Genomic DNA, 14,699 nt, shown 5'->3' with positions numbered 1-14,699 from the left:
GCTCAACCTCAAATCAGGTTGAGAGCGATTTTAACAACGATAGTTAGGGTAAACGTAATGACGTTCAGAACCAAAACAATATTGGGTATCGCAGTTATCGAGATCTCTCTTTTAATGTTTCTTGTATTTAGTTCTATGTCTTTTCTTTCTAAATCCAATGAAAAGCTACTGATACAAAACGCTACATCGACAGCAACTATGTTTTCTCATGCGATAAAAAATGCCGTTCTTTCACAAGATATCGCGACGCTTGATGCTCTCGTTAAAGACTTCATGAATATCGAAAGCGTCAGATACGTAAAAGTAGTTGAGAATGGTCAAGTCCTTGCGCAAAGTGGTGACAATGCGCTGTTGTCTAGACCAATGAAAGTAGACAATAGCCTAAGTTCAATAACAGACAACGTATTTGATACTCGAATCTCAATAGAAAGCGGTGGTAGCAACTACGGTTATATCGATATGGGGTTCGAAACCTCAGCGATTACCACGATGCTGGACAATGCCAAGACGTTTATTATTGCGATTGCATCTGTAGAAGTTCTACTTGTGGCGATATTTTCTTTCATATTAGGTACTTATCTATCAAAAAACTTAGTTCGACTGACTAAAGCCACCAAAACACTCACCAACCAAGGCCCTGGTTATCAAATCCATAAAATATCAAATGATGAATTTGGTAGTTTAGCAACTGCGTTTAATGAAATGTCGAGCAAATTGAAACTAAGTTATGACGCGTTGGAAAACGCAAGGTCTGAAGCAGAAGATGCCTGTGAGTCCAAAGGACGCTTCTTAGCCTCTATGTCACATGAGATTCGCACGCCAATGAACGGGGTATTGGGCATTTTATCATTGCTAAAAGAATCCAAGCTTAACCAAGCACAAACCAAATTAATAGATACCGCAACAGAGTCAGGAAACTTTCTTCTATCCATCATCAATGACATTTTAGATTTCACCCGAATGGAGTCCAATACCTTGTTGCTCGAACACCAGCCTTTTGAAATTCATAAGTGTTTTAACAGTGTCGTTGATAGCTTCTTACCCGCAGCCAAACAAAAGAATTTGGTATTGCATTGCAAAATCTCAAAAGATGTTCCGCCACTTATGAAAGGCGACATCAATCGAGTGAAGCAAATACTGCATAATTTAATCGGCAATTCCATCAAGTTTACTCAACAAGGCAGCATTACCGTCGTCGTAGACAGTAAAAACATCAACAATCATCGTACTCAAATTACTTGCAGTGTTATTGATACTGGAATCGGTATTAAAGAAGACGAGCTTTCTTATATTTTCGATGAGTTTACGATGGTCAACCAAACTTATTCTCGCACTCAAGAAGGCTCTGGATTAGGTCTGGCGATCTGCAAACGCCTATGCGAACTCATGGATGGCGATATCAAGTTAGTCAGCAAAAATGATAACGGCAGCACATTTACCTTTACCATCAATCTTGAAGTAGCCGATAACGCAGATCACACAAGTGAAAATAAGCATTTGGCAATCGGAAAAGATTTGAGCCAATCTAAAATACTAGTGGCGGAAGATAACAAAGCAAATCAACTGGTTATTCAGAATATGCTTCGGAACATCGGCATTGAAATTGATATTGCAGAAAATGGCACGCAAGCTGTTCAGAAGGCTTTAGATAAAGACTACGACTTGATATTTATGGATATATCTATGCCGGGGATGGACGGTATGCAGGCATGTGAAGCGATTCGCAATTCAGATCAAAAAAATAAAACCAACATACCTATTGTTGCTCTGACCGCTCACGCTTTAACTGGGGATAGGGAAAAATTTCTCGCTTCTGGAATGACTGATTACTTGCCTAAGCCAGTTAGGCTCAATCATGTAATCAGCAAAATTAGTCTTTGCATTGGTAAAAGCCATTCTGAAATTAGAGGCTCTTTCCCGCAAAAAACAGAAGCACAAATTCAAGGATCCACTTCTAACACTGCGAGCTCAAATATGAATCAAGTTAGTTACAGCAATGATCTAGTCGATGAAACGATACTAAAACAGACAATTGAGGACACATGCGTTGAAGTCATGCCAGAACTCATCGATCAGTATGTCAAAGAATCAAAAAGCAGACTTATCAAAGTGCGTGAAGCAGCTGAGTCAAAAGATGCCGAAACTTTAGAGTTTGAATCACACACATTAGGCAGTACAGCGTTAGCACTTGGCAATCGACAACTGTCCAATTTAGCAAGAAAAATAGAAACTTATTGTTTAGAAAACAAAGAACAACACGCTTTCGAACTTGTTCCGGATCTCATTGAGCTGGCAGAAAACTCTATTCGAGCTTTACTTGAAAGAAAAGCACTAGGATTTGACGCATATACTCGATCTACAGAGTAATCTGACTTACTATCGGCTGATATGTATATTGGCTCATAAAAAATTATGACAATTACAAGGATGTTATTCTATGGCTGCAAAAGTATTACTTGTTGAAGATTCAACATCGCTATCTATCTTGTATAAACAGTACGTAAAAGATGAGCCGTATGACCTGTTTCACGTAGAAACAGGCAAAGAAGCAATCAATTTCATTGAACGTAATGTTCCCCAGCTGGTTATTTTAGATCTCAAACTGCCGGATATGTCTGGTGAGGACATCCTCGACTGGATTACTGAGCAAGACATTCCAACGTCTGTCATTATCGCGACTGCTCACGGTTCTGTCGACGTCGCGGTCAACCTACTTCAAAAAGGCGCAAAAGATTTTCTAGAGAAACCAATTAAGGCAGATAGATTAAAAACATCCATTGCTTTGCATCTAAAACAAGCGAAACTGGAAAGCCTCGTAGAAGATATCGAAAGCAAGTTGGATCGACCAAGATTTCATGGTTTCATTGGTTCCAGCCTGCCAATGCAATCGGTCTACAAAATCATTGACTCCGTAGCTCCGACCAATGCAAGCGTATTTATTGTTGGAGAAAGTGGTACAGGTAAAGAAGTCTGTGCTGAAGCGATTCACAAAGAAAGCCAACGCAAAGACAAACCTTTTATTGCCATCAACTGTGGCGCGATTCCAAAAGACCTTATGGAAAGCGAAATATTTGGTCATGTTAAAGGAGCATTTACCGGAGCAACAACCGATAGAAAAGGTGCAGCATCTCTAGCGCATGGCGGTACGCTTTTCCTTGACGAGCTTTGTGAAATGGAACTGGAAATGCAGAAAAAGCTGTTACGCTTCTTGCAGACCGGAACCTTTACTCCTCTAGGTGGCAGCAAAGAGCTTAAAGTCGATGCCCGAATCATTTGTGCAACCAATCGAGATCCCTTAGTTGAAGTAGAAGAAGGTCGCTTTAGAGAAGACCTTTATTATCGAGTACACGTTATCCCCATTGATATGCCGCCCTTGCATGAAAGAGGAAATGACATAGCGACTCTCGCACTGCATTTCCTAAAACAATACGCCAAAGAAGATCGCAAGAAGTTTACAGGAATTAGCCGTGATGCTGAAAGCGTACTTAAAAAATACCACTGGCCAGGCAACGTTAGACAATTGCAGAACATAATCCGCAATATTGTGGTGTTAAACGATGCTACAAAGATGTCAATGGAGCACCTTCCGGCTCAACTCACTAGTGGTAAGAAAAGCGTCGCATCAAAGCCTCAACCTCAGCAAACAGTTGAACAATATGCAGCTCAACAAGATATCGTCGAATCAAAACCTGAATTACCTATAGAGGCAATTTCCAGTCAAATCAGTACCAACAACGGTGCTCCAACCGCTATTCGACCAATGTGGCAAATCGAGAGAGAAACCATACAAAATGCCATCGACCATTGCGATGGCAATGTGCTCAATGCCGCGGTATTACTCGAGTTGAGCCCCTCAACGGTATATCGCAAAAAACAAGCTTGGGAAACAGAAGATGAAAAAAATTCAGCCTAGCGAGATATGGCTCGTCATCGATAGTTTAAGGTTCGGTGGCATTGAAACCCATACATTGGAATTGGCTAAGGGGCTTATTTACGACAATAAACCTGTCAGAGTAATTTTATTGAAGCGTTATGCTGAAAAGCAGCTCTTACTAGAGAAATTAGAGGACGCGCAAATTCCATTTGCGATACTCACCGATATGTTTAAAGGCAAAAACACCTTGTCGGCATTGATACAAGCGACAAAAAAGTACAAACCCGCAGTCCTGCACGCGCATGGCTACAAAGCAAGTATAATCTGTAAGATAACCAAGTCGCGCCTTTGTCTACAACCCCTCAGACAAATTTCGACTTACCATGCCGGAGAAACACCAAGAGGCAAAGTGAAACTTTACGACGCTATTGACCGGTATACGATGTTTATGTCTAACGTCAGCTTAGCTGTGAGCCACAAAATTCAAGAAAAATTGCCTTTTCATTCCACTCACATGAGAAACTTTGTTTCGTTCGACAACACCACTTTAAGCTCTGGAAAGCAGATCGCCTTTGTTGGTAGGCTCAGTGAGGAAAAAGCGCCTGACCGCTTTATCGAACTAGCGAGATCTTTTCCAATTGAGAATTTTCATATTTATGGCACCGGTCCAATGGAGAATCAACTAAAGCAATTAATGGAGCACTCCGCCAGCAATATATATTTTCACGGACACCAAAAAGACATGGATAAAGTTTGGGGGGATATTGGCATTTTAATCATTTGTTCACGTTTCGAAGGGTTGCCCATGACCGCTCTTGAAGCTATGGCTCGAGGAGTTGTAGTGGTCGCACTAGACGTTGGTGATTTGAACTTACTAATCAAAAATAGGTTAAATGGATTTTTAGCCGACAACAATGAGCAGCTCATTAAGTTGTTGTGGGAGTGCTTAAAACTTCCAATAGACAAAAAAACAGAGCTGAAAAAAAATGCTTTAAATACCATCGAACGCTCTTATTCTAGACATACTGCCATACAACAGTTGCTTGAGTTATATGGCACAAATTCTCAAAGTAAGAATGCGCCAAAATTTGATGTTCAAAACTGATTCTCAATTTGAGAATCAGTCTTATAAAATCCCACCAAGAAAAACAAAACAATAAATATCAATAATTTATACCAAGATGGTTATTGGCATCTAGATTGCAATCTCTGTTTCGTACACGCACAAATGGAGATTGAGCAGATGAAAAAAGCCCAAAATGTTCTCATAGTTCACTATGGTGGAAATTGGATTCGTGGCAGTGAGCGATGCCTTTTAGACTTAGTTACTAGCATAGACAAAACAAGGTTTAATCCGACGATTTGGACCAATAATCAGAGCTTGCATTTTGAGCTGGGCACATTGGGTTTTCACTGTGAACTGGGCGATTTTCCTGTTTTATTAGGATGGACAGCCCCAAGATGGAATGTTTCTGGCTGGAGAGCGTTAATTCGCCAAGCACGTACATTTATCGATAAACACAACATAGACCTTGTGCACGTCAACAGCGCTGCTCCTTGTCAATGGATGATTCCTGCAGCAAGGAAAGAAGGAGTTCCCCTTGTTACCCAGCTTCACTCAGATTATCCAGCTCGTGATAGATTAACTCTTGGTTTACATCATTCACCGCATATCATCACGGTCAGTCATGCTATCAGCCAGCAACTGCTTCAAGATGGTTACCCCAATAACAATTTGTCTGTCGTACATAACGGTATTAACACCAACCGCCTGTCAAGCCAGCAGCCTCTAGATGTGAAAAAACAGTTGGGGTTAGACGAAGATCAATTCGTATTTGCAACTGTCGGGTCACTCATCCATCGAAAAGGATTGGATAGAATGTTTTCCGCTTTAAAACACGTTCTCACTGATAAACCGAACACCCACTTGGTTGTCATTGGGGATGGAGCACTAAAGCATCAGCTTGAACAGATGGCAGACTACTTAAAGATTTCCCGTAACGTACACTTTGTAGGTGAAAAAGATAACGTGTTCTCATGGCTACAAGGGTGTGATGCTTATGTTAGTGGAGCAAGACGCGAAGCATTCGGCTTAGTTTTCATCGAAGCAGCATTAGCAAAATTACCCATTGTTGCTCCTTTAGAGGGTGGAATTACAGAAATTTTATCTCACGAAGAAACAGCCATTATGTATAAAAATTCTGGTGTACGCCCCATTTATCTTGCAATGGACAAAGTAATCTCAGATAAAAGCCTAGCGACTAGGATTTCTCAAAATGCACATCAACATATTGTCGATAATTATCAAATATCGATTAATACCAGCAAGATTGAAAGAATCTATACCTCACTACTGACAAGTCCTGCACCTGTCAAAAGATCTTGGTTAAAAGGGCTAAGTCCAATAAAAACTTACTTCGCAAATCGATTAGCGACTGGGAGTTAAACATGAAAAGCACCCCTGTTCATAGCTTGCTTTTTGACCCGATTTGCTTCAAAGGAGGGTCAAAAATAGCGACCTTAGAGGCGATGTTAGTCTGCCAACCACAAAAAACTCAATTTACGATAGTGACTGCAGATCCCCAATCTTGGCACCAGTCGAGTGTGCATAATATAAACGTCATAAAGCTCCCGACCATCAAACTATTGTCGAAAGCTCAACATGGAAGCGCATATTGGCTAAGCCAGCTTGTTTATTTGATTACACTTCTATGGATTGTCTGCAGAGTAAAAAAAGTCGAGAAGCTAATTGGAGCTTCAGGTCCTGGCATCGATATGCCCATTTATTTACTTGGTAAACTTCTGTCGATAGAAATTGTTCAGCTGATTCATGGACCTGTTGGAAACTCTCGATCAATTGGATATTGCTTGACCCAAGCACATACTGTTTTCTATTTACAGTCAGCTCTACCGTCAATGCTCGCCGCTCTAGATAGTTACTACAAGTCAAAACTCGGCAACATCGACGTAAGTAACCTCAGCTCTTGGGTCTCATCAAGCAGCAATTTTGTCGAATTTGTAAACGGCATTCATGAGAAAAACTGGCCAACACACTGTCAGATGGTATTACCGACTCTATTTTGGTGTGCATCGTTACTCAAGTGGAAAGGTTTAGATAGCATGATTGAAGCAACAAAGCTCATTCATTCGACGCACCCTATCACAACAAACGTATGTTTTATTAGACCAAAAGATATTTCTCTTCCAGTGTCTCACGCCCCTCAAAATATCAGTCATTTCAGATGGTTTGAAGACCCTGATTGTCTAGATAAGATTAGAAGCAAAAGCAACATTTTCGTATCTACCAGTGAAAACGAACCTTTCGGGTTGTCTATTTTAGAGGCACTAGCGGCGGGAATGTGTGTCATCATTCCTGACGACAATTCATATTGGTCACGTCATCTCACAGATTTTGAGCAATGCGTTAAATACAAAACTGGTGACAATGTCTCTCTATCTGCAGCAATTTATCTTCTTTTGAACGACCGACGTTTAATGGAAAACCTCAGTCAAAACGCAACAAAAGTTGCTCAAAAATACAAAGCAGAAAACGTGTATCTTCCTATAGCACAGTGTCTCGAAACTCCTGCGGACAAGCTACATATGTCTGGGGTTGGTGCTATCAGCACAGAGCGCTCATAAGGAGATGACATGAGTAAACTGGACCTTACCCCATTGAAAAGTATGAGTATCTATGCAATCAGCCTCTTCCTTATGAAAGGAATTTCTCTGCTGATGCTTCCTGTTATGGCGAATTACTTGTCGCCGTCTCAATTAGGAGAACTTGAACTACTTGCAACAACAACAGCATTTTTGTGTTTGGTTGTCGGTCTTTCCATGCACGAAAGTTTGTACCGATTTGTCGGCTCGATAAAAAGTAATACAAAAAAACTGAGAAAAACCGCAACGATATATTATTCATGTCTAATTATCTCTGCCATTGTCGGTCTATCGCTGATATTGATCATTCAAAAGCTCAAGCAACAAGTAGACATGTTTACGGAATATCAACTGATACTAGTCGTGCTTGTTTTGCTTTTTGAGAGCGCCCTAGCCATCAGTACTGCATGGCTGAGAATGCAGGATAAAGCGATGACCTTCTTTAAAGTCAGCTTGTTTTGCACCCTTCTCCAAGTTGTTTTGATTCTTGCTGTGTTAACAAATAGCCCAGAGGTAACGCTTGTATTTGCTGTTGGCGTATTCAGCACTTTTATTCAGTTTTGTGCTTTACATGCTATTAATCGATTACAGTTTATCCTTCCTGGGATAGATGAACTAAAACAATACTTTATTTATTCACTACCTTTAATGCTTTCGGCCGTTGTCGCGTTTGGCCTCAATGGTGCAGAGCGTTGGTTAATTGCTTACAACAGCTCCCTTGAAACATTAGGCCTGTATGCTATCGCCGCCAAGTTTGCTCTCGCTATGTGTATTTTGGTGCAACCATTTGGCATGTGGTGGATGCCTAAAAGATTTGAAACTATCGATCAAGAGGGTACGAGAAAAGCGGCTTCAATTACCGAGTTCGGCATTATGTTTATTTGTGGTTTGGCAGTACTCGTTGGCGTCGGAGCCCAAATAGTAATTCAAGTCACGCTTCCTGAAGTCTATATCGGCGCTTGTTCACTTGTGGTTGGTACGATTTTAATGGGTATGTTGAAAGAAGTATCCGATCTTAACAACATTGGCCTTCTATATAGAAAAAAGACTCATTGGTTACTCGCAATCAATATCACCAGCACTGGTATAGGTTTAGCTCTTAGTTGGTTGCTAATCCAAGTTGGCGTCTGGGGAGTGATAGCTTCAATAATATCTGCACAAACTATACGTTTGATATTGGTTACCTATTTGAGCCAAAAAATTTGCCCATTACCATATCACTACACTCGAATAGCAGTATGCCTTTTCTTGACCGCTTTAATACTTACTTCAACCTTGTTATTTAGCTCCACAACTAGCTTGGTGCTGCTAGTTTTAGCTTTAGTGTTTGGTTTATCCATCATTGGTTTGCGCTTCAATCGAGAATTATTGGAGCAGTTTTTTGGTAATCGCCGCCCAAGGTTAACCTAGGAATAGATTATGACCAAAGCACAGAACTTATTTATTTTCATTGCCCTATTTCTAATTGGTACGGTTTGGTACTTTGCACCACATCCCGCTGTGGTTGTCGTTCTAGCTTGCCTACCTTTAGGGTTGATGTTTGTGCTGAGCCAAACCTTCTGGTTGGTAACACTTTTTGTGCTGTTTTCATTTTTTAGAATTCACGAAGCCATACCTGCTCTTTATTCTTTGAAAATTCCTTTGCTTCTCTCAATGGGTGCACTATCTGCGTTGCTTTGGCATAGCGTAATTAGCAGAAAACTCACTATCTACTGGCATCATTCCTTAACTTGGCTGGCTGTGTTTTGGGTATTAGTGATTCTGGGAATTATCTTTGCTTCCAATATAGGCATGGCAATAAAAAGCTTTAAGGAAATCTACTGGAAAATCATTGTGATGACTTTAGCTATCACATGGCTAGTAGACTCCGACAAAAAGCTTGGCCACATGTCCCTACTAATAGTCTTATCCGGACTTCTCATCGCTTGTGTCGCACTATTTAATTCAGTCAATGGTATAGGGCTTGTTGAAGGCACAAGGGTAACCATAGGCCGCGATCTCGGTTCTATGTTAGGCGATCCCAACGACTTATCTCTAGTACTAATGTTCCCTCTCGCGTTTTCTATCGGCTTGGCGTCGACGAAAGGAATACGAAAGCCCGTTCGATGGCTGAGTTTTATTGTTTCACTCACACTCATGGCCGCTGTAATCGCGACACAAAGCCGAGGGGGCCTTTTGGGTTCACTCGCTGTATTTGGCATTTTTGCTATCAAAATGATTCGTTCTAAAACACTTTTAATTTGCATCGGTCTCATTGCCGCAGCTATTTTGTTTGCAGCAGCAGGTATATCCGATAGGGCTTCTGGCGGCGCAGCGGAAGAAGGTATCGATGCATCAGCCATGGGACGACTTTATGCCTGGGAAGCCGCCATAGGAATGGCTATCGACAATCCATTCACTGGTGTGGGACTTAATAACTTCTATGCGAATTATTATTTCTACAGTCCCCATTGGGATGGACTCAATCACGCCGTGCATAGCACCTGGTTTGGTGTCCTGGCTGAGACAGGCATTCTAGGTCTGATTATTTTTGTTAGCTTTATTGGCTCACTGATTCGCACTTCGAGAACGACATTGAGAGCGCTATCTGACACAAGCAAAAACTACTCTCCTTACCTTATTGCTTCGGCAAACTCAGTGTATGCAGGGCTAATGGGCATTATCGTATCAGGGACTTTTCTTACTCAGGGGTTTAATTGGCCAATTTACATCCTTGCGGCCCTCACTGTCGCAGTAGCGAAGCTTGAGCAAATTCATTGTCAAAATGAGAATCAATAATACACCCACCCCCCTAAACCACACTAAACAATTGAAATATATAAAATATTTAAGCTGGCACAATCATTGAAATGATATGCATAAATATCAAAATAGGATGAACAAAGATGCTGGCAGGACACCTCAACGATTTTAAATTTTGGCTAAAAAACCATCCCAATAGTTATATGAGACACGTTTTTCTCATATTGAAAAAAGCCCGTAGCCTCGAGTTACCTACGCCAAAATTTGTTAATAACATTTTGTATTTCGTCTACAAAGCCTGCTCCAACTTTATCACGACGACTTCGAGGGTATTCTTTTACACCCCAGCGTTCAAAGGTCGACTTTCTCAATATGGGAAGCGTTTGTATTTGTACGGAGGCATACCTTTCGTTTCTGGGCCGCTAAAAATAGCGCTGGGAGACGATTGTCGCATATCAGGACAAACCACATTTAGCGGACGAACTTGTTCTCAGTCACCGAAATTAACGATAGGTTCAAATGTCGACATCGGTTGGCAAACCACAATAGCCGTTGGTCAAAAGGTCATTATCGAAGACAACGTGCGTATTGCAGGTCGTGCCTTTCTATTCGGCTACTCTGGCCACCCTATCGACGCAAAGAGAAGAGCATCTGGTGAAGCAGATGACGATTGGCAAGTTGGTAACATTATATTGCGTAAAGACGTTTGGCTTTGTACCAACGTTTCTATCAAGCATGGTGTGACTATCGGCGAAGGCACTATCGTGGCTGCAGGCAGCGTCGTTATCGAAGATCTTCCCCCTTTTGTCATTGCAGCGGGTAATCCTGCCAAGGTGATTCGTTCAATACAATCTGAAGGTGACAAGGAGAGTCATTATGCGTGATCTAATCGTATTTGGTGAAGACTTTGGTGGCTTGCCATCGAGCACTCAACACCTCGTCAGCCGTTTGTCCAAAACACGTCGTGTGATATGGGTAAATTCTATCGGTTTGCGAAAGCCAAGGTTTAACGCCAATGACATCTCTCGAGCATTTAACAAGATTCTTGGTAACAGCAAACGCGGTTATCAGTCGAAGCAAGTAGAGCCGAATATTGAGGTGATCAACTTGAAAACGATACCTGCACCAGAATCGAAAGTGGCAAGAAACCTAGCTAGAACGGCCATGTTGAAGCAGCTAAGGCCCATTTTAGCTACGCGAAAAATTCACAACCCGATATTCTGGACTTCTCTTCCCACAGCGGCTGACTTAGCAGGACACCTAGGTGAGCACTCTGTTGTCTATTATTGCGGTGATGACTTTTCTTCCCTGGCTGGTGTGGATCACCATGTTGTTGCGGCACACGAACAACGACTAACTAACAAAGCCGATCTTATTTTAGCGGCCAGTGAAAGCCTGTGTTCCAAGTTTCCGGAAAGTAAAACGAAGTACGTACCACATGGCGTCGACCTAGATTTATTCTCTAAGAAATCGGCGAAGGCAGTAGATATGCCATCATCGGGAAAACCTATAGCTGGGTTTTACGGCAGCCTCTCAAAATGGCTGGATTATGATCTCATTGAACAAATCTGTCACAGCCGAGCAGATTGGGAGTTTGTCTTCATCGGACCAAACGAGCTAAATGGCTATCCACTACCAAAACTAAACAACATTCACTACTTAGGGCCTAAACCACATCGAGAGCTGCCAACATATAGCCAACACTGGGATGTAAGCTTGATTCCATTTAAGCTCAATGAACAAATTAAAGCCTGTAACCCACTCAAACTCATGGAGTATTTGGCGGTAGGAAAACCAATTATTGCTACACCTTTTCCAGCCCTAGAGGCTTATGCAAGTTACATTAATGTTGTCAACAATTCTGAAGAGTTTTCAGAAGCCTTATCTCGAGCAGCTGGCCAGACGAACGGTTTTGAGGAATTAGTTCTCAAACAAAGCTGGGACTCACGAGCTAGCTATGTGAGCAAGCTGTTGGAGGAACTATGAGTGAACTTAAATATCGACTGATCATTATTCTATGTTCGGCTTGGAGACGTCGCTACATGATTGTTTTGCCAATATTGGTACTACCAATTATCGGTTTTGTTATTGGCAAACTCGCGCCAACAACTTACCAAGCGCATACCAGTATGTTGATACAAGAAACAGCCAAAATGAATCCATTCTTGGAAGATATAGCTGTGTCGACAATGTTGAAAGATAGACTCAACGCACTGCGAACGCTATTGAACAGTAGACACGTTTTAAAGTCTGTCGCGCTGGAGAGAAAGCTCATCACAGAGGACATGACACCTCTAGAAGTTGAACGCGTTATTCAAAAAATCTCTTCTAGTATTACCGTTTCTCAAGCGGGCAAAGATTTTCTAAAAATAGAGCTAAGATCAGACAAAGCAGAAGGTATGAAGGAGCTGTTGCAGTCGGTGAGCGATCACTTTATTGAACAGCTTCTAGCTCCAGAGCGCTCTTCTATCAAAGACTCCAGTGAGTTTTTAACCTATCACATTGAAAAAAGAAGAAATGAACTGGATATTGCCGAATCAAAGCTTGCTGATTACAAAAACCAAAATGCCGACGTGACACCAGAGATGCAAACTCAAAGTTTAGCAAGACTAGCATCTTTGAAGCAAAACTTGGCAGAAAAAGAAGCGGAGTTAGCTGGCGTTGAAAAAAGCTTAGGCAGCCTTGATGAACAGATGTCGAAGACAAACCCGGTAGTCGGAAAAATTGAAGAGCAAATCATTAATATCCGCAGTGAGCTGACACTACTCCAAGCCAAATACACAGAAAACCATAGTGCAGTACAAGCTAAACAACGGGAACTAAACCGCCTTGAAAGTGAGCGCGCATTATTGCTAAAAGTTGAAAGGCCAAACCTAACCAGTGATAAATTATGGGACATCGCTAGTAGTACGTCTATTTCAGACTTTTCAGAAACTCAGCCTCTACTCGTTACACAATTGCACAGCTTGCAACTGGTCAGAAGCCGATTTGAGGCTCTGAAAGAAGAAACAAAAAGCTTAACAAAGATGATTGATGAACTCGAAGCAAAAGCGAACAATTTTGGTGACAATGCCAAACAGTTACTGCGCCTAGAGCGCGACGCTAAAATAAAGAGAAGGCTTTACGATGAATTGATTGAACGATATGAAATGGCTCAGTTGACCGGCTCTTTAGGGGTCTTTGAACAAAATAAGCGCGTCAAAATTATCGATTTACCATATACTCCAAGCGCGCCATCTAATTTACCCATTGTCATCTTTGTTATTGCTGGATTATTTGCAGGAGTTGCCTTTGGTTGCGGGCTTGCGACACTGTTTGAGCTGTTTGATACTTCAATTCGCCGGCCGGATGAACTTGTTAAAATTACCGAGGTCCCTGTTATCACTGTCGTACCAAAAATAACTCAGTAGATCTCTTTTACCATTTTAATGATAACTGAATAAAGCTTGATAGATCGCGGCACAACTGCAGGAATAGAATATACTGAATATATCTTAGACTTTTTGTGATTTTGGTATGGAAGCCTTCAACAAGCAGTTGTTAGCAATAAAAATAACGATTCTAGTTTCACTACTAATTTCCAATATACCAACTACTCTCGCTGCGATTCATGAACCTATTAAATTTTGCGGAGATGGTGGTGGCTGGCCTCCATATACCTTCAAAAAGGGTGGTCAAGTTGTCGGGTACGATGTCGATGTACTCAATGCTATCTTGAAGCCACAGAATATTGATTACACCATTTCTATGCCTTCGTGGAAGCGATGTGTTGAAGGCACTAAAGTCGGTATTTATGATGTCGCTGTCAGCGCCACTTTCAGCGACGAACGCGAAAAAGACTTTATATTCACTTCGCCATACTACTCTCTTACCCCAGTTTATGTTTACTCAAAAAAACTCTTTCCACACGGCTTGAAAGTGACAAGCCCTAAAGATCTTGAGAATTACAATATTTGTGGTGTCTATGGCTTTAATTATGATGGCATGGGGATCAGCAGTGAACACGTCGATCGCTCAGCCAAATCTTTTAACCAATTGGTCATGAAAACTGTCGCGGAAAGGTGCAAATTATTCGTGACTCACTATGAAATAATGATTGGTTTCAAAATCGAGCACGGTGTCGACTACCTGTCTCAAGGTGTTCTGGTTACTAAAACAATTCCAGGAGCCCCTAGTAATGAAAATTTCATGCTGATATCTAAAAAATATCAACACGCTGAACAGCTGAGGCAACTATTAAACAATGGTTTCGCGAAATTACGACAAACAGGTCAACTTGATAGGTTTTTAAAGGGGTACGAATAACCTCTAACTCTCTAGTATACATCAATTAAATTGCACAAAAATACGATCAAGAAAATATTTTCCATTTTGTATTTCATTTAGATTCTCAAAATCATATTTAGTTATCCCATCTCAAGAA

Annotated in this window: 11 protein-coding genes; all 11 read left to right on the top strand. The window is 41.3% G+C overall.

The genetic code is table 11. From position 1 onward, the window contains the following. Nucleotides 1–57: 57 nt before the first annotated feature. Nucleotides 58–2,367 carry an ATP-binding protein gene (locus ACM2FC_RS02585; RefSeq protein WP_498479264.1) on the top strand — a complete coding sequence of 770 codons (2,310 nt, stop codon included), beginning with the start codon at nucleotides 58–60 and terminating at the stop codon, nucleotides 2,365–2,367. A 70-nt stretch (nucleotides 2,368–2,437) separates the two neighbouring features. Beyond that, on the top strand, nucleotides 2,438–3,913 hold the full coding sequence (locus ACM2FC_RS02580; RefSeq protein WP_498479263.1) for a sigma-54-dependent transcriptional regulator: 1,476 nt from the start codon (nucleotides 2,438–2,440) through the stop codon (nucleotides 3,911–3,913). Then, complete coding sequence (locus ACM2FC_RS02575) at nucleotides 3,894–4,979, top strand: glycosyltransferase family 4 protein (RefSeq protein ID WP_498479262.1); 1,086 nt, start codon at nucleotides 3,894–3,896, stop codon at nucleotides 4,977–4,979. Before ACM2FC_RS02580 ends, ACM2FC_RS02575 begins: the two co-directional genes overlap by 20 nt. A 138-nt stretch (nucleotides 4,980–5,117) precedes the next feature. Then, entirely contained in the window at nucleotides 5,118–6,320 is a 1,203-nt protein-coding gene (locus ACM2FC_RS02570; protein WP_498479261.1) for a glycosyltransferase, read from the top strand. 2 nt (nucleotides 6,321–6,322) lie between these two features. After that, nucleotides 6,323–7,516, top strand: coding sequence for a glycosyltransferase (locus tag ACM2FC_RS02565; RefSeq protein WP_498479260.1), 1,194 nt, complete (start codon nucleotides 6,323–6,325; stop codon nucleotides 7,514–7,516). 9 nt (nucleotides 7,517–7,525) lie between these two features. Further along, nucleotides 7,526–8,944 carry a lipopolysaccharide biosynthesis protein gene (locus ACM2FC_RS02560; protein WP_498479259.1) on the top strand — a complete coding sequence of 473 codons (1,419 nt, stop codon included), beginning with the start codon at nucleotides 7,526–7,528 and terminating at the stop codon, nucleotides 8,942–8,944. 9 nt (nucleotides 8,945–8,953) lie between these two features. Further along, on the top strand, nucleotides 8,954–10,312 hold the full coding sequence (locus ACM2FC_RS02555; RefSeq protein WP_498479258.1) for an O-antigen ligase family protein: 1,359 nt from the start codon (nucleotides 8,954–8,956) through the stop codon (nucleotides 10,310–10,312). A 107-nt stretch (nucleotides 10,313–10,419) separates the two neighbouring features. Further along, the gene (locus ACM2FC_RS02550) at nucleotides 10,420–11,160 is read left to right on the top strand and encodes an acyltransferase (RefSeq protein WP_498479257.1); all 741 of its coding nucleotides are present in this window, start codon (nucleotides 10,420–10,422) and stop codon (nucleotides 11,158–11,160) included. Beyond that, nucleotides 11,153–12,262 carry a glycosyltransferase gene (locus ACM2FC_RS02545; protein ID WP_498479256.1) on the top strand — a complete coding sequence of 370 codons (1,110 nt, stop codon included), beginning with the start codon at nucleotides 11,153–11,155 and terminating at the stop codon, nucleotides 12,260–12,262. Before ACM2FC_RS02550 ends, ACM2FC_RS02545 begins: the two co-directional genes overlap by 8 nt. Continuing rightward, nucleotides 12,259–13,686, top strand: a complete 1,428-nt coding sequence (locus ACM2FC_RS02540) for a GumC family protein (protein ID WP_498479255.1) — start codon at nucleotides 12,259–12,261, stop codon at nucleotides 13,684–13,686. Before ACM2FC_RS02545 ends, ACM2FC_RS02540 begins: the two co-directional genes overlap by 4 nt. A 106-nt stretch (nucleotides 13,687–13,792) precedes the next feature. Further along, the gene (locus tag ACM2FC_RS02535) at nucleotides 13,793–14,581 is read left to right on the top strand and encodes a substrate-binding periplasmic protein (RefSeq protein WP_498479254.1); all 789 of its coding nucleotides are present in this window, start codon (nucleotides 13,793–13,795) and stop codon (nucleotides 14,579–14,581) included. Nucleotides 14,582–14,699: the final 118 nt, after the last annotated feature.

The organism is Vibrio sp. A37 (assembly GCF_059777565.1).
Note: the sequence above shows the minus strand (reverse complement) of the source record. Positions and strands in the feature narration are given on the sequence as shown.